The 16,801-nt window shown below is 60.3% G+C and carries 16 protein-coding genes; 9 read left to right on the forward strand and 7 right to left on the reverse strand.

Annotated features, from left to right (window positions below):
* Positions 1 to 37: 37 nt before the first annotated feature.
* Positions 38 to 1,426 (reverse strand): glutamine synthetase family protein, encoded by a 1,389-nt coding sequence (locus V1T76_RS03380; RefSeq protein ID WP_330559195.1) that lies wholly within the window; start codon positions 1,424 to 1,426, stop codon positions 38 to 40.
* Positions 1,427 to 1,611: 185 nt separating this feature from the next.
* Between V1T76_RS03380 and V1T76_RS03385 the strand changes: the two genes are divergently transcribed.
* The 8 genes from V1T76_RS03385 to V1T76_RS03420 all read left to right on the forward strand — a co-directional run bounded on the left by V1T76_RS03385 (position 1,612) and on the right by V1T76_RS03420 (position 9,276).
* A complete protein-coding gene (locus V1T76_RS03385; protein WP_330559196.1) occupies positions 1,612 to 2,304 on the forward strand; it encodes a GntR family transcriptional regulator in 693 nt (230 codons plus the stop codon).
* A gap of 85 nt (positions 2,305 to 2,389) precedes the next feature.
* On the forward strand, positions 2,390 to 3,862 hold the full coding sequence (locus tag V1T76_RS03390; RefSeq protein WP_442970078.1) for a glutamine synthetase family protein: 1,473 nt from the start codon (positions 2,390 to 2,392) through the stop codon (positions 3,860 to 3,862).
* Between the two features lie 31 nt (positions 3,863 to 3,893).
* Positions 3,894 to 5,288: an aspartate aminotransferase family protein gene (locus V1T76_RS03395; protein ID WP_330559198.1), complete on the forward strand. Its 1,395-nt coding sequence runs from the start codon at positions 3,894 to 3,896 to the stop codon at positions 5,286 to 5,288.
* A 185-nt stretch (positions 5,289 to 5,473) separates the two neighbouring features.
* Entirely contained in the window at positions 5,474 to 6,457 is a 984-nt protein-coding gene (mbfA, locus tag V1T76_RS03400) for an iron exporter MbfA (protein ID WP_330559199.1), read from the forward strand.
* Positions 6,458 to 6,621: 164 nt separating this feature from the next.
* On the forward strand, positions 6,622 to 7,014 hold the full coding sequence (locus V1T76_RS03405) for a YciI family protein (protein WP_148585369.1): 393 nt from the start codon (positions 6,622 to 6,624) through the stop codon (positions 7,012 to 7,014).
* A complete protein-coding gene (locus V1T76_RS03410) occupies positions 6,983 to 8,227 on the forward strand; it encodes an RNA polymerase sigma factor (RefSeq protein WP_330559200.1) in 1,245 nt (414 codons plus the stop codon). Before V1T76_RS03405 ends, V1T76_RS03410 begins: the two co-directional genes overlap by 32 nt.
* 141 nt (positions 8,228 to 8,368) lie before the next feature.
* Entirely contained in the window at positions 8,369 to 8,752 is a 384-nt protein-coding gene (locus V1T76_RS03415; protein WP_330559201.1) for a VOC family protein, read from the forward strand.
* 122 nt (positions 8,753 to 8,874) lie between these two features.
* Positions 8,875 to 9,276, forward strand: coding sequence for an MAPEG family protein (locus V1T76_RS03420; RefSeq protein ID WP_330559202.1), 402 nt, complete (start codon positions 8,875 to 8,877; stop codon positions 9,274 to 9,276).
* 24 nt (positions 9,277 to 9,300) lie between these two features.
* On the opposite strand, the gene V1T76_RS03425 is transcribed toward V1T76_RS03420, so the two are convergent.
* Complete coding sequence (locus V1T76_RS03425) at positions 9,301 to 10,095, reverse strand: MipA/OmpV family protein (RefSeq protein ID WP_330559203.1); 795 nt, start codon at positions 10,093 to 10,095, stop codon at positions 9,301 to 9,303.
* Positions 10,096 to 10,324: 229 nt separating this feature from the next.
* Between V1T76_RS03425 and V1T76_RS03430 the strand changes: the two genes are divergently transcribed.
* Positions 10,325 to 10,813: a TetR-like C-terminal domain-containing protein gene (locus V1T76_RS03430; RefSeq protein ID WP_330559204.1), complete on the forward strand. Its 489-nt coding sequence runs from the start codon at positions 10,325 to 10,327 to the stop codon at positions 10,811 to 10,813.
* A 19-nt stretch (positions 10,814 to 10,832) separates the two neighbouring features.
* Here V1T76_RS03430 and V1T76_RS03435 read toward each other — a convergent pair whose 3' ends face one another.
* From V1T76_RS03435 to V1T76_RS03455, 5 genes are all read right to left on the reverse strand, one after another.
* Positions 10,833 to 12,305 (reverse strand): GGDEF domain-containing protein, encoded by a 1,473-nt coding sequence (locus V1T76_RS03435; protein ID WP_330559205.1) that lies wholly within the window; start codon positions 12,303 to 12,305, stop codon positions 10,833 to 10,835.
* Between the two features lie 318 nt (positions 12,306 to 12,623).
* On the reverse strand, positions 12,624 to 13,397 hold the full coding sequence (locus V1T76_RS03440) for an enoyl-ACP reductase FabI (protein ID WP_330559206.1): 774 nt from the start codon (positions 13,395 to 13,397) through the stop codon (positions 12,624 to 12,626).
* A 374-nt stretch (positions 13,398 to 13,771) separates the two neighbouring features.
* The gene (locus V1T76_RS03445; protein ID WP_330559207.1) at positions 13,772 to 14,305 is read right to left on the reverse strand and encodes a DUF934 domain-containing protein; all 534 of its coding nucleotides are present in this window, start codon (positions 14,303 to 14,305) and stop codon (positions 13,772 to 13,774) included.
* Between the two features lie 34 nt (positions 14,306 to 14,339).
* Positions 14,340 to 15,101: a phosphoadenylyl-sulfate reductase gene (locus V1T76_RS03450; protein WP_330559208.1), complete on the reverse strand. Its 762-nt coding sequence runs from the start codon at positions 15,099 to 15,101 to the stop codon at positions 14,340 to 14,342.
* Positions 15,088 to 16,746 (reverse strand): nitrite/sulfite reductase, encoded by a 1,659-nt coding sequence (locus tag V1T76_RS03455; RefSeq protein ID WP_330559209.1) that lies wholly within the window; start codon positions 16,744 to 16,746, stop codon positions 15,088 to 15,090. Before V1T76_RS03455 ends, V1T76_RS03450 begins: the two co-directional genes overlap by 14 nt.
* Positions 16,747 to 16,801 lie beyond the last annotated feature (55 nt).

The following is a 16,801-nucleotide window of genomic DNA, read 5'->3' on the forward strand; positions in this document are numbered from 1 at the left end:
CGGTTTTTGTCCAGCGTCGATTTTGGGCAACAGCCGATCACAAATAGGTCTGTCGCTCAAGCGACGAGATCTCCCGCCCAAATTCGTTCAGTTCCTCCCGTTTGATCTCGGTAAGCACCTTGTGCATTTCCTTGCCGACTGCCTGTTTCATCAGCTTCGAGGCTTCAAAGGCATCAATGGCTTCGTCCATCCAGGGCGTCAGGCGCTTCTTGCGTTTCTCGTAGGCGTTGCCGGTCACAGGAGCGGGCGGATCCTTTTTCTGCCTGAGACCTTCCATCATACCGGCAAGAACGCCGGTGAGCACAAGATAGGGATTGGCATCGGCGCCGGCGATCCGGTGTTCGACGCGGGCCGCCTCCGGCGTCGAGGCTGGAACCCGCAAGGCCACGGACCGGTTGTCGTACCCCCAGCAGATGGAAGCCGGAGCATAGGACCCCGGCTGCATCCGGCGGAAGCCGTTGAAGGTCGAGATGAACAGAAGCAGGGCTTCCGGCATCGTCTTCAACAGGCCGTTGATGGCATAACCGAGCCTGTCGGCACCGGTTTCCGGGTCCGCGAACAAATTGCCGTTATCGTCTTCCATGGACACATGCACATGCATGCCGTTGCCGGGCCATTCCACAAAGGGCTTGGCCATGAAGGAGGCCTTGAGCTCGTGCTTGCGGGCGACCCCGGCCACGAGACGGCGCAGCATGACGACATCGTCGGCGGCCAGCAACGGGTTGCGGCGATGGTGCAGATTGAGTTCGAACTGGCCGGGCGCGGCTTCGGAAACCGCCGCATCGGCCGGAATGCCCTGAACCTCGCAGGCCCGGCGCAGATCATCGACCACCGGCAGCAGGGCTTCCAGGTCCGACAGGGCATACATGTTCTGCCGTGCGGGACCGAGATGCGTGGAGAACAGCGGCTTCGGCTGCTCGGTCCAGTCACCGTCGCTCTCCTCGAAAAGGTAGAACTCCAGCTCGAAGGCGCAGGTCGCCGTCACGCCGAATTCGTTCTTGAGGCGGTCGACCATGTTTTCCAGAACATGGCGCGGGTCGGCCAGGAACGGTTCGCCGTCCCGGTCGTACATGGACAAGAGCACCTGGGCGGTCTTGCGGTCGGCCCAGGGAACCAGTTTCAGCGTTTCGGGGATCGGCCAGCAGACCCCGTCCTTGTCACCGGTTTCCAGGTGCATGCCGGTGGACTCGACCTCCCGGCCCCACACATCCAGCCCGTAGAGCGAATAGGGAAAGGCAACGCCGCCCTCGAACACTTTTTCCAGCGCCTTGCCCGGCAACCACTTGCCGCGCAGCACGCCGTTGGTATCGGGCAGGATGACCTCGAGCGTATCAAGGTCTGGATGAGCGGCCATGAAGGCCTCGAAATCCGTCTTCCAGCCGGGCAGCGCCGGATGCTCGAGGATCTGGTGGGGAAGCTCGTTCATTTAGAGTTTTTACGCCCCTGCGTCTTGCTTGACTGGACTGTCCGCATTCCTGCGGTAGCCGGCAGCTTTTGTTTGCGTCCTTTCTAAAAATGTGATCACTTTCGGAAAACCCTGTCAAGCGGGAACGCATAAATTGACCGTTTGACTTTTTCGGGAGCATGTTTTTGGCCCTACGGCGATCCGCTTTGCAATCCGGCCCCGTGAAGGAGGTCACCGGTCCCTCGACGTCTCGCGGCGCGACCCGCGGACAGGTCGATGCCGCCGTGCGATCCGGCCTGCTTTCGGGCCGTTTCATTCCGGGAAAAGCCGTGACGATCCGGGGGCTTGCGGCGGAACTGGGTGTCAGCCCGATGCCGGTGCGCGAAGTGCTGCAAAGGCTTGCTGCGGAGAACGCTCTCGAGGTCAAACCCAACGGACGGGTGCAGGTGCCGGACATGACGCCGGCCCGCTTCGACGAGGTGTTGAAAGCACGGCGACTGCTGGAACCGGAATTGGCGGAATTGGCCCTTCCGCACCTGACATCCCGGGATGCAAAGGATCTTCGGTCGATCGACGACGACATCGACGAGCGCCTGACCAGCGGCGATGCCGAGGCCTATATGCGGCTGAACCACGCCTTTCACTTCCGCATCTACAGGGCGTCCGGATCCAAGGTTCTTCTGCCGCTGATCGACAGTCTCTGGCTGCAGTTCGCGCCGTTCATGCGCACGGTCTATGGACGGGTCGGCACCGCCAGCCTGGAAGACAGGCACAAGGAAGCCATCCGCGCCATCGAAGAGCAGAACGGCGCTGCGCTGCGGGCCGCGATCGAGGCCGACATAACCGACGGAATGGGGCTTTTGGGCAAGGAAATCCTGTCGGACGCATCAGGCGGTTGATCCTTTTCTCAAGCCGTGTCATTTTGTGATCACAAAATGATTTCTCCGACCCGGGGCAGCCCTTCGCAGACAGGCACTTGATCACATGCCTGTTTACCGTCCAAATGGCCTTCCCTGCCCCGGCCAGAGTGCCAAACCATTGGAGCTTCTTGTGACTGCTGAAACGCCTGCCAGCGAAAGCGAAAACCCGCTCGACAGCCTGCGTGGCGTCCCGGACGTCGACGCCGCCCGTGACTGGCTCAACGCGCGCAACATCCAGGATATCGAATGTATCGTGCCGGACCTTGCCGGCGTTGCCCGCGGCAAGATGATGCCGACGGGGAAATTCTTTTCCGGGCCAGTCATGACGATGCCCGCCTCGATCTTCGCCCAGACGATTTCGGGCGACTATCCGGACGATGACGACTGGTTTCAGCACAATCCGATTGACGGCGATCTCTATTTCAAGCCGGACTACAGCACTCTGACCACGGTGCCGTGGGAAAGCGATCCGACCGCTCAGCTCATCCACGATGCCGTTACTCGCCAGGGCGACCCGGTCGAAACCGCGCCGCGCAACGTGCTGAAACGCGTGCTCAAGCTCTACGAGGAAAAGGGCTGGGAGCCGGTTGTGGCCCCGGAAATCGAATTTTACCTCGTCCGTCCGAACACCGATCCCGACTACCCGCTGGAACCGCCCCGGGGCCGGTCCGGCCGTCCTGAAGTCGGCCGTCAGTCCTATTCGATTTCCGCGCTGAACGAATTCGATGACCTGATCGACGACATCTACGACCTGTCGGAACAGCAGGGCCTCGAGATCGACACCATGATCCACGAGGAAGGTGCTGCGCAGATGGAAATCAACCTGCGCCACGGCCATCCGCTGGCCCTGGCCGACCAGGTGTTCCTGTTCAAGCGCACCATTCGTGAAGCCGCGCTGCGTCACGAAATGTACGCCACCTTCATGTCGAAGCCGATGTCGAACCAGCCCGGTTCGGCCATGCACATCCACCAGTCGGTGGTCGACAAGGAAACCGGAAAGAACATCTTTGCCGATGAAAACGGCGAGGAAACCCCGGCATTCCTGTCGTTTATCGCTGGTCACCAGCGGTTCCTGCCGCGGGTCACCTGCATCATGGCACCCTTCGTCAATTCCTACCGCCGGTTCTCCAAGACCTCGACCGCGCCGGTGAACGTCTATTGGGGATATGACAACCGCACGGTTGGCCTGCGCGTGCCTTATTCCAACGCCCAGGCGCGGCGTCTGGAAAACCGTGTGCCGGGCTCCGACGTCAATCCCTATCTCGCCATCGCCGCAAGCCTTGCCTGCGGCTATCTGGGCATGGTCCACGGCCTGAAGCCGGATTCTCCGAAGTCCGACGACTGTTCGGAACGGTCCAAGTCCCTGCCGCGCGGCCTGCCCGAGGCTCTCGCCAAGTTCGAAAAATCCGAAGAGATGATCGAGGTGTTCGGCGAACAATTCGTCGCCACCTACCGAGCGATCAAATACGAGGAATTTGAAACCTTCATGTCCGTGATCAGCCCCTGGGAGCGGGAATACCTGCTGCTTAACGTCTGATCCCGTCTGTCACTATCCGGAGCGTTCGCCAATGACGGCCCATTCCAACATCTATCCGACCAAGGCCCTTCAGGAACTCGATGCCGCCCATCACTGGCATCCGTTTTCCGACATGAAGTCGCTGAACGAGGAAGGCAGCCGGGTGATCACCCATGCCGACGGGATCTGGCTGACCGATTCGGAAGGCAACCGTATCCTGGACGGCATGGCCGGTCTGTGGTGCGTTCAGGTGGGCCATGGCCGCAAGGAAATTGCGGACGCGGTCTACAAGCAGATGAACGAGCTGTCCTACTACAACACGTTCTTCAAGACGACCCATCCGCCCGCGATTGCCCTGTCGGAAAAGCTGGCGAAACTGGCGCCCGACCACATCAACAAGGTCTTCTACTGCTCGTCCGGCTCCGAGGCCAACGACACCGTGTTCCGCATGGTCCGCACCTATTGGGACAAGATGGGCAAACCGGACAAGAAAGTGATCATCGGCCGCTGGAACGGCTATCACGGCTCCACGCTCGCCGGTACCAGCCTGGGCGGCATGAAGGGCATGCACGAGCAGGGTGATCTTCCCGTGCCTGGCGTCCATCACATCGACCAGCCATACTGGTTCGGTGAAGGCCACGAGATGAGCCCCGAAGAGTTCGGTGTCTTCGCCGCCCGCAAGCTGGAAGAAGCCATCGACGAACTCGGCGAAGACAAGGTCGCGGCCTTCATCGCAGAACCGATCCAGGGCGCGGGCGGTGTCATCATTCCGCCGGAGACCTACTGGCCGGAAATCCGCCGCATCCTCGACGAGCGCGATATCCTGTTCGTCTCCGACGAAGTCATCTGCGGCTTCGGCCGCCTCGGCGAATGGTTCGGCTCGACCCATTACGGCATGAAGCCTGACCTGATGCCGATCGCCAAGGGCCTGACCTCCGGGTATCTGCCCATGGGCGGTGTCATGGTGTCTGACCGCGTGGCCGAGGGCCTGATGATGTCGGGCGAGGAATTTTATCACGGCTACACATATTCCGGTCACCCGGCATGTGCCGCGGCTGCGCTCGCCAATCTGGAAATCATCGAGCGGGAAGGCCTTGTCGAGCGCGTCAAGACCGACATCGGTCCGTATCTCAAGGAACGCTGGCTTAAGCTGGGCGACCATCCGTTGATCGGCGAAGCCCGCATGGCGGGCCTAGTCGGTGCGCTGGAACTGGTGCCGGACAAGAAGAACCCGCATAAGCCCTTCAAGAACGTCGGCACGGCCGGCACCGTCTGCCGCGATATTTCCTTCGGCAACGGCATGGTCATGCGCGCGGTGCGCGACAGCCTGATTATCTCGCCGCCGCTGGTGCTGACCCATGAAGAAGCCGACATTCTGGTAAAGACCGCCGAGAAAACCCTCGACGAGACCTATCAGGTGCTGAAGCGCGACGGTTGGCTCGGCTGACAACGTTTGCCGGACCGGTTGCCATGACGATGGAACATGCGTCATCGTGGCACCGGTTCGGCATTGTTTTATTTGCTAACATCCGAACATAACCTGCCAGCGGCCAGTCCGGCTGTGGGCAGGCCATTTCTGCTGCGCCGGATGCGGAACTCCCGCACCATGGCATTCCATCGTGAGAGGCATTGATGTTCGGACGAGTTTTCAGATTTGGAAAGCGGGATTTCTCGTCCCTTTCCGAACAGGAAATCCTGGCGCTTGCGATTTCCTCCGAAGAAGACGATGCCCGCATCTACAAGGCTTATGCCGACGGTCTGCGCGAGCAGTTTCCACAATCTGCCAAGGTCTTCGACGACATGGCGGCAGAGGAAAACCAGCACAGGCAGTTGCTGATCGAACGGCATCGCACGCGGTTCGGCGAAACGATCCCGCTCATCCGCCGCGAGCACGTCAGTGGCTACTACGACCGCAAGCCCGACTGGCTCGTGCGCCCGCTTGGGCTGGAAAAGGTCCGGGCGATGGCAGAAGAAATGGAAGCCCAAGCCTACCGTTTCTATATCGAAGCTGCCAAGCGCACGTCTGACGCGGGAACCCGCAAGCTTCTCGGCGATCTTGCAATGGCCGAAAAGGGGCATGAAAGCCTTGCCCAGCGCCTGGGCGCAAAACACACGCCTGAGGACGTACAGGAGCAAGAGCGCCAGACGGAACGCCGGCAATTCATTCTGACCTATGTCCAGCCGGGTCTTGCCGGCCTGATGGACGGGTCCGTGTCGACGCTGGCCCCGATCTTCGCCGCCGCCTTCGCAACGCAGGATACCTGGCAGACCTTCCTTGTCGGCCTGTCGGCCTCGGTCGGGGCGGGTATCTCCATGGGCTTTACGGAAGCTGCCCATGACGATGGCGTGTTGTCCGGTCGCGGGTCGCCGCTGAAGCGCGGCCTTGCCTCCGGCATCATGACCGCGCTCGGCGGCCTTGGCCACGCCCTGCCCTATCTCATTCCCGAATTCTGGACAGCGACAAGCGTCGCGGCCGTCGTCGTTTTCTTCGAATTGTGGGCGATTGCCTGGATCCAGAACCGCTACATGGAAACACCGTTTCTGCGGGCGGCCTTTCAGGTTGTCCTTGGCGGTTCTCTGGTCTTTGCCGCAGGTGTTCTCATTGGCAATGCATAGGCGTAGGCTGAACGCTGTCCGCTGACGAGACAAGCGCCTGCCCCTTTTTTGCGCAGCAGGGGTGAGGCTGGTGGACAAGATTTCTCTTTTTTTGGTCCGGCTGTCGGCTAAGCTCGCCCCTGAACGTTCCTCGGGTATCAATCCAAGGAACCGGAGGGACCGACATGCTGTTTTCCGTATTGATTTATGCCAGTGAAGATTTCATCGACGCTCTGCCACCGGAAGAGCTTGCCACCATCTATCAGAAACACGGCGCCTTTCACGAACACACCAAGACAAACAAGTCCTTCGCCGCTGCCACCAGACTGATGTCGACGGGAACATCCGTCACCATCAACAAGAACAACGACGACTTTGTTGTTACCGACGGGCCCTTTGCGGAGACGAAAGAGCAGTTCATGGGCTTTTACCTGATCGACTGCCCGACACTGGAAGAGGCAATCGAGGCGGTGAAGATCCTGCCGCTCGATCATGGCCGCATTGAAATCCGCCCGGTGCAGTTCTTCGAGGGAGCTGATTTCAAGAATGCCGAGCGCCTGGTTATCAACGCATCTTAGGGCGGCCCGCCCACGCGTGCTGGCGGCTCTCAATCGTGTCTTCGGCGACATCGACCTTGCCGAGGACGCGTTTCAGGAGGCCTCGCTCAGAGCCCTCAAGACCTGGTCACCCGACCAGATGCCGGGCGATCCGGTTTCCTGGCTGATCGTCGCAGGACGCAATGCCGGCGTCGATGCCTTGCGCAAACGCAAGAGGGAAACGCTCACGGCACCGGACGATCTCGCCCCGCTATCAAAAGGCCCTCATCCGGAAGATGACCTGACGCAATCACTGGATCATTCTGTCTACCGGGACGACATTCTGCGTCTTCTGTTTACCTGCTGTCACCCGGTGCTGCGCCGGGACCAGCAGATTGCCCTTTCGCTGAAAATCGTCGCCGGTCTCACGGTCGAGGAAATTGCCCGTGCGTTTCTTGTCCAGCCCAAGACCATGGAACAGCGCATCACGCGGGCCAAAAAACGGCTGCAGGCGGCGAACCTCACCTATGAAGAGCCGGACAGGAGCGCTCGTTCCGAACGGCTTTCAGCCGTTGCCAATGCCATCTATCTGATCTTCAACGAAGGTTATTGCGCATCGCAGGGAGAAGAGCTGATCCGTGAGCCGCTGTGCGAGGAAGCGATCCGCCTTGCCCGCCTGATCGTTCGGCTTTTTCCCGAAGAACCGGAACTGCGCGGGCTGCTTGCCCTGTGCCTGGTCCAGCATTCCCGCCGCAGCGCGCGGCTCAGTGAGGATGGCAGTGCCATTACGCTTGAAGATCAGGACCGTTCGCTCTGGGACCGGACACTGATCGCGGAGGGCAACGTTCTTCTTGAAGCTGCCCTGCTCAAGGCACGGCCCGGGCCCTTCCAGATCGAGGCGGCCATCGCCGCGACGCACACCCAGGCGGCCACCTATGCACGGACCGACTGGGCGGAGATCGACCGGCTCTACCGGGCACTGCAACATATCCGGCCTTCGCCTGTTGTCGCGCTCAACCGTGCCGTGGTCCAGGCAAAGCTGAAAGGGTCGCTGGAAGCATTGGGCAGCCTGGAAAAGCTTGCCAGCTCTCTGGAGCGCTACCCGAATTTCCATGTTGTGCGCGCCACGTTTCTGCAAGACCTGGGCAGATACGAAGAGGCTCTGGCGGGTTTTCGGACCGCCCTGGACTTTGCCGGTACCGATGTCGACCGCGCCCACATCCTCAAGAAGATGAACGGTCTTCCCAGAAAGTGACCACGTCTCCAGCTGTCGCTGCCTGAGACCAAATCTGCCCAGAATTTTTTTTTGCAGCTCCTGTCGGATCTCTCCCTTCCCCGCCGTCCTCTGATCACCTGGCTTGACCAGGTGACCTGTTCAACGATGAGGATGAAAGACATGAGCACTCCGTCGCAAACCCATGGCGCATTCAGCTGGATGGAACTTCACTGCGCCGACGCCGCCAAGGCGCAGGCCTTCTATTCCAACCTGCTCGGCTGGGAAACAAAAACCGTGGATATGGGTGTCGGCCCCTACACGATGATCCTGAACAATGAGGAGATGATTGGTGGCTTTCCTGCGATGGAAACCGACAACCCGCGCTGGCTGCCCTACGTGACGGTCGACAATGTCGATGCGCGCGTCGAAAAGGCGCGCGGGCTCGGTGCAACGGTGGCAATGGAACCGATGGACATTCCAAACGTCGGCCGCATGGCGACGATCATCGATCCGCTCGGCGGTGTTATCGCGATGATCAAATACAGTGAACCCGCCGACGCATGAATGCGCCTGGCGATTGGCACATGACGCCCCGCCCTTCAGCCGCCCCGGCCTTGCGCCGGGGTTCCCCTGGGGCGAGCAACCTGCGTCCGTCTTTCGACAGGACTTTCTCGAAGGAATTCCCTATGCAACCGATGACTTTTCTGCCGGTGACGGCTCTCTTTGTTGCTGTGTTTGCCCTGCTGCAGGTGCCTATGACCGTGGCCGTCGGCCCCCGGCGGGCCAAAAGCGGTATCCAGTTTATGGATGGAGGTGATGAGACCCTCCTGAAGCGCATGCGGGCGCATGGCAATTTTACGGAAACCGCGCCGATGAGCCTGCTGGCCATGGGCGCCGCGGAACTCGCCGGAGCACCGGGGGTGTTGCTCTGGTCCGTCGGCGGCGCCTTGCTGGTCGGCCGCATTCTGCATTACGGCACGCTGGTCACGTCCGGTTTCGGCATCGGCCGGGCCATCGGCATGATTCTGACGCTGGCGCCTCTACTGATCTTTCCTGGCTTTGTGCTGGCACAGCTTTTCCGTCAGTGAAAGGTGAGCCGTGCCCACTGGCGATCAGAACTTGTACCAGAGAAACAGGCCGCCATGGCCGCTCAGCGCTTCGCCGCGGTCTTCGACAATCGGGCTGTCGGCCATGCTGCCGAGAAGCACCGAGCCGCCAACAAGACCGCCGACGCCCCAATGTTCGGTAACCGCGAACCTTGAGGACACATCCAAGCTCACGTCCCGGAACCCGGCGTCGGCCTTGTATTCCTTCAGGCCGCTTGCGGCCGCGCCTTTTGCGGTCACGGAATAATAGGCATCGGCATAGGCCCCGTCAGCAAAGGTCGTCGACACATCGAGGCCAAAGGCCAAACGCTGTGTGGCATTGATTTCATAGCCCAGACTGAATGTTGCCGTGGTGCCGCTGTCGCCGATGACGTCATGGGCGATGTCGACACTTGCCCCGAGCGAGTCGCGATCCAGCAGCAGACCGGCATAGCCGCCGCCAACCGTGGCCCCGACCCACAATTCCTCGTCAACATCCGGAAGTTTGTCGACAACCTTGTCGGACACATCCTTGCGGCCGCTGCCGTAGCCAATCAGGGGACCGGCATAAAAGTTCTCGAACGGCAGCACGTTGGCGGTTGCCGTCAGGCCGTTGAACTTGACGAAATACGGCCCTTTTTGCACCGACGCGATGATGCCGGGAACGAACCCATAATCCTTTGACCCCAGATACTCCGGGCCAAAGAAGGGGCCGGCGCCGACCAGGACGCTCCAGTCCGTCTGCTCCTCCCCCCTGGCCGGAACTGCGGCAAGGGCGAGACTTGCAAGGAGGCTAGCCCGCACATAACACTTAGACGACATAAGACAACCCTTCTGCATTGCGACCCCAGCAATGTTGTCACTGTCTATATACCGAATTCCATCCCGTCAACGAAAATGTTGACAGTGTCTATTTTGGAGAAAAAAGCTGAGCGACCCGAAATATCATCACGGCAACCTGAAAGAGGCCCTGATCCAGGCTGGACTGGAAATTCTGCGCGACGATGGTCTGGAAGCGCTTTCGCTTCGGGCCTGTGCCGCGCGTGCCGGTGTGTCGCACGGGGCGCCGAAGAACCACTTCGCCAATCTCGCGGTTCTCCAGGCCGCCATCGCAACGGAAGGCTTCAGGGAGTTTGCCGGGACGATGCGCCGCCACATGGCGGACGCCGAGAAAGACGCCCGCTCGCAGATCCTTGCCAGCGCACGCGGTTACATCGCTTTCGTGGAAGACAACCCGCATCTGTTCCGGCTGATGTTTTCCATGGAACGGCGGATCGATATCTATCCGGATCTTCAGCCGGCCAGCCAGGAAGCCTATGCGGTTCTAAGGGAGGTGTCGGAAGGGCTGTCTGCGGACAATTGCGAAAATCCGGTGCATCGGACATCCGTTGAAACCATGCTGTGGGCCTTCATCCACGGCTATGCCAACCTGAAGGCCAATCGGCAGTTCTACACCGCCATTGCGGAAACCGGACGGGATCCGGCGCTGGAAGAGATCTTTCCGCAGTTGCGCTATCTGACGGGAAAGACAGACGGCTGACGCAGCCGGGCGGGAAGCCTCACGTCTCTGCAGCGGCTTCCACGCGGTTGCGGCCGCGTTTCTTTGCCAGATAACAAAGCCGGTCGGCCTCGGCCAGCAGTGTGTCCAGACTGTCTGGGTCGCCATGCTCTACAGCAACGACGCCCAGGCTTGCGGTGACCTGAACTTCCTTGCCGTCTCCGGCGGGAAGCGGCTTCGTCCCGACGCTTTGACGGATATTTTCCGCTTCGGCCACGGCATCAACCTGCCGGCAGTCCGGGATCAGGACGGCAAATTCCTCACCGCCCATGCGGCCAAGAAGGCTTCCAGACGGCAGGGTACTTTTCACCCGCTGAACGAAATTGACCAGCACGGTGTCACCGGTGGCATGTCCATGGGTGTCGTTGACCCCCTTGAAGTCATCGAGATCAACCATCAGCAGAGCAAAGCCGCTCGTTCCGAGAGCAAGCCTGCGGGCGGCCTCTTCACGAAAGGCACTCCGGTTCAGCACGTTCGTAAGCTGATCGTGGCTGGCAAGATATTGCAGTCGGCCCACCAGCGCATTCCGGTTTTGCGTGACACAGGACAGCATGATCGGGGCCAGCGCGACCAGGGAAATGCCCAGCCGGATAGAGATAAGCGTCATCACGTCGAGTTCGAGCGAGCTGCTGTCGCCAAGCCCATTTGAAAGGATGACCAGCCCCCAGACGCCGATGCAGAGTGTGAGGATGGAGGTCGGGAACACCGGATAGACAAGACCGCACCACAGCAGCGCCGGTACCGGGAAGGCAATGGCGCCGGGGCCGCCGACAAGTGCCCCGGCGATGCAGGACACCAGAAGCAATACCAGAGGTGGCCATTTTTCGTGCCGAAACCGCGTGATCAGCACGGAAAAATCGGTTTGGATCCCATCCAGTTTCGGAGCGGAAAGCACAACCGGCAGGAAAGAGATGTAATTGACCAATTCGGTGGTCGACCAGAAGATCCATCCCGGAAAGATGCTCCCGCCGAACAGGATCGGATTTGCAATGCCGCCGACGATTCCTGCAACGGATGAGGCTATTGCCGAAACCATCGCAAGATGGAGAAGGGAAGCCGGGTGTTGGAGCCGGCTGGAAGCTGCGGGCAGATACTTGTAGACCTGATACCCGGCAATGACCCCGGCCATGTTTGCGGCATTCAGGAGCGCCGCCTTTTCCAGTGTCGACCCGGCCAACAGATCGGCCGCCATATAGGCAACAGCGGCGGCAAGCCAACCCTGCCATCCGGCCGATTTCGGCATGCGTATCATCAGGCCGAGGAGAACCGCGTTGGCTGGCCAGATCGCGGCGAGAAAGCCAACAGGTCGCGTCAGAATACCAAAGAGACAGATCAGGAAAACAACAAGGCCCAGCAACAGCGGTACACAGAGGTCGAACCTTGCGATGCGGTCCAGGACACCACCCTTTCTGCATATATTTGCGACCACAGCATTCTCCATCTCCGGCAGCGCGAATATAAATAGTTCAGGCATTCGCTGCCGGGCGTTCCACACTTCCTGAAATGCGCTTTTGTTTTGGAAGGTTCCGGTCGTCGAGCCGTTGAACCATGGACCGTGTAATGACGGTGTTAGTCTAAAGATCTAATAAAACTGCACCAGAAAGTATGCATTAAATTTGTGCGTCGCGGGTTTTATAAGCCCCGTCGTTTAAACTCGCCGTTTGCCCTGGAGAGTATTTGGCCATGACCAGACCGCTCCGCACGCAGAAGCGGCCGTTATCTCATGAAGGATATCAGGAAGACACAACCCTGGTTGCGCCTGCTGCAAACAGCGTGGAACGGGTTGGGGCCGTTACAGCACCGTGTGACGCAATCCGCCGTTGACCTGCAGGATTTCACCCGTCATCCCGCCGGACACGTCACTGAGCAGATAGGCTGTGGCTCCGGCGACTTCCTCTGCGGTAACGCCCCGGCGCAGGAACGATTGGCGCGACAGAACCTCATGGACCTTGCGGAAATCGGGCAGAACACGGGACGACGTGGTCGGAACCGCGCCGGCGGAAACCCCGTTCACACGCACGTTCTCGTGCCCCAGTTCCGAGGCGAGCGCCCGGACGGAATGCTCAAGCGCTGCCTTGGCGACACCAAGGACCTCATAACCGGGGACGACCCGTTCGCCGCCCAGAAAGGTCAGAGCGACAACAGACCGGAGATTCGGATTGCGCCGCTGCACCTCGCGCACGAGGGCAATGAAGGCATAACAACTGGTGCTGATGGTCTTCAGAAAGTTCTCTTCGCTCGTGCCCAGAAGACCGCCCTGCCCGGCCTCGGTCACGTCGGTCTTGGCAAGACAGAACACCATGCCCGTGAGGTCGGTCAGATCGTCGATCGCATCAATGGACTGCGGATAGTCCAGAAAACGGATGTCGTGATGCGGCGTTTTCGCAGCCAGTTTTTCAGGCCGTCGCGACGTCAGAACCGTCTCCCAGCCGTTCTGATGCATGTGTTCACCGATTGCCAGACCGAGCGATCGCTTGGAACTGACCCCGACCACTAGCACCTTGTTGGTCTTGACGGCGGGCTTCCTGAGATCGAAGAGCGTTTCGAGAGTGCGAGCGACGGCCATTGAGCGACATTCCTGCTGGGGACCGAAACCGGCCTGCGGTAGTGAATTCCGGGAAACGACAGGCAAGGCCCCGGCATCTCGATTTGCCGCCACTTTGCCTGATCAGCGGCGACCGGTTCGCCGGCAAATTACTTCGCCGCCAGACCATAAGGCGTATAATAAGTCAGTCTTGTGACAACGCGATTCACACCCTGTAACCGGATGTTTCAATCCACTGACGAACTGCGATCCGGTTTCTGACCCGCCGGCAAAGGTGTGCCCGCAACGATAAAAGGGACCCCGCCTGACGAGGTCCCTTGAAACGTTCATTCGTATTGAGGTGCTGAACGCGACACGGCCATGTGGCCAACAATGCCAAAACAGGCTTGTGCGGATTATTCCGCAGCAACCGCCAGATCCCGGTGGGAGCGACGTGCCCAGGGGCGCGTACCTTCCGGGATTTCGTCCACGGTTCCGACCGGCTGCAAGTATTTGGTCACTTCGGGCCATTCACCGGCTTTCAGGGCTTTCAGAACTTCCGGCTTGGAAATTTCGAACGTCGACACACCGCAACGACGTGCCAGCGGCACCTGATCAAGAATGTAATTGCCGATTGCACGGATATCGCCCTTGTAGCCGATCTGCTCGCGCAGGATGCGGGCTGCGGAGAAACCGCGTCCATCTGAGAAGCTCGGGAAGTCGACGGCAACCAGCGCCAGCCGGTCGAGGTATTTTTCAATCAGCTCGACATCGTCCCCGGCTTCAATGATGACAGCGGTCTTGCCGTCACGGGCCAGGAACGCATCGGGATCGACCAGAAACACGGTCATCGGCACAAGCGCGTCGCCTTGGACTGCAGCGCCGGTTTCCGTGTCCGTCCGTACCCAGGTTTCCTCGACGAAATCGCCGTCCTTGAAAATCGTTGCCATTCTTTGCGTCCTCAAAATCCTTTACCGGCAGCGGTCAGATACCGCTGCCGTCAACTTCCTTGCCATGGGTTGGCCAGTGAATGCCGCATTCCGTCTTGTCCTGGCCGCGCCACCGTCCGGACCGGGGGTCCTCGCCGGGGGCAACCTTGCTGGTGCAGGGCAAGCAGCCGATAGAGGGGTAGCCTTGCGCGACCAGCGGATGCGGCGGCAAATCGTGGGTCTTGGCATAGTCCAGAATTTCGGCAGCCGTCCAGTCCGCAAGCGGATTGACCTTCACCCGGCCTTCATCGATCTCGAAGAACTCCAGGCTGGAGCGGCTCGCGCTCTGGAACCGCTTGCGGCCGGAAATCCAGGCTTCAAACCCATTCAGGGCCTCGGCCAGCGGCACCACCTTGCGGATGTGGCAGCAGGCGTCGGTGTCGCTCATCCAGAGCATGCCAGCCGGATCTTCCTTGGACAGTTCGTCCTTGTTCGGCTTCTGGGTGCGAACATCTGTCAGACCCAGTTTCGCGATCAGCTCGTCCCGGTACAGCAGCGTTGCCGGAAACAGCTTGACCGTGTCGATGAAGATCACCGGTGTCGACGGATCGATCTGGGCAACCATGTGCAACAGCACGGCGGAATCTGCGCCGAAGCTGGAGACCATGGCAATGCCACCGGCAAACTGGTGGCGGATGGCCGCTCTCAGAACGTCGTCCGCGGTAGCGTCCTCGAACTGGGCATTGAGGGCGGCGACTTCCGCCTGCAAGCCCAACTCAGGATCAGCACCCAGGCTGAATGTTTCATGCAGCGCCATAAAGTGCCTCCTTGAAGGGATCCTCCCCGACCCGGCGATAAGCTTCCAGGAAGGTCTCTTCTTTGCCGGTCCGCAGGCCGAGATAGGTATCGACCAGCTTCTCGATGGCATCGACCACTTCTTCCGACGAGAAGCCGCGGCCGACGATTTCACCAATGGACGCGTTTTCGTTGGCGGAGCCGCCAAGCGTCACCTGATAGAATTCCTCGCCCTTCTTCTCCAGGCCGAGGATGCCGATGTGGCCAACGTGGTGATGGCCACAGGCGTTGATGCAGCCGGAAATCTTGATCTTCAGCTCGCCGATTTCCGCCTGCCGTTCCGCAGCACCGAAACGTTCAGAGATCCGCTGCGCCACCGGAATGGAGCGGGCGGTCGCCAGGGCGCAGTAGTCCATGCCCGGGCAGGCGATGATGTCGGTGATCAGACCGGCATTGCCTTCGGCGATTTCTGCTGCCACCAGCTGGTCGAACAGTGCCGGCAGGTCGTCCAGTTTCACATGCGGCAGGATCACGTTCTGCTCGTGGCTGATGCGGATCTCGTCATGACCGTATTTTTCGGCGAGCTCCGCGATCACGTCCATCTGCCTGTCGGACGCATCACCCGGAATGCCGCCGATCGGTTTCATCGACAGGGTGGCGGAGGTGTAGCCCGGCACCCGGTGTGGGTTGAGGTTATGAGCCACGAATTGCGCAAAAGCAGCATCCGTTGCCTTGCGGGCCTCAACGGCATCCGAAGTGGCGTTGCCCACTTCCAGCGGAGGCGGTGCGAAGTAGGCTTCGATACGGCGGACTTCCTCGTCCGGAAGACGCAGCACGCCGAAACGGATCTTTTCGAACTCGGCCTCGATATCCGCCTTCAGTTCGTCCAGGCCGGTTTCATGAACCAGGATCTTGATGCGGGCCTTGTACTTGTTGTCGCGGCGGCCATAGCGGTTATAGACGCGCAGGATCGCCTCCGAATAGGCAAGCAGATCTTCCTCGGGCAGGAAGTCGCGCACCTTGCGGCCGATCATCGGCGTACGGCCAAGACCACCTCCGACGAACACCACGAAACCGATCTCACCTTCTTCGTTCCGGGCCAGCTGCAGGCCGATGTCGTGCACCTGCACGGCCGCCCGGTCGTTCGGGGCGCCGGTGATGGCGATCTTGAACTTGCGCGGCAGGAACGAGAATTCCGGATGCAGCGACGACCACTGACGCAGGATCTCCGCATAGGGGCGCGGGTCAGCGATCTCGTCGGCGGCAGCGCCGGCGAAATGGTCCGCGGTCACGTTTCGAATGCAGTTGCCCGACGTCTGGATGGCATGCATCTCGACTTCTGCCAGCTCTTCCAGGATCTTCGGCGTATCTTCCAGTTTCGGCCAATTGAACTGGATGTTCTGGCGCGTGGTGAAGTGGCCGTAGCTCTGGTCGTACGTGCGGGCGATATGGGCAAGCTTGCGCATCTGCCGGCCGTTGAGCGTGCCATAGGGAATGGCGACGCGCAGCATGTAGGCATGGAGCTGCAGATAGAGACCGTTCATCAGGCGCAGCGGCTTGAACTCGTCCTCGGAAAGTTCGCCGGCCAGACGGCGGCGGACCTGATCCTTGAACTGCTCGGTGCGCTGGTTCACGAAGCTCGCGTCAAATTCGTCGTAACGGTACATGTCTCAATCTCTCCTCAGCGGGCGCTGCCATGGAAGGCGCAGCCCTGCCCTTGTG

It is taken from the genome of Roseibium sp. FZY0029 (genome assembly GCF_036350355.1).
Classification (GTDB): Bacteria; Pseudomonadota; Alphaproteobacteria; order Rhizobiales; family Stappiaceae; genus Roseibium.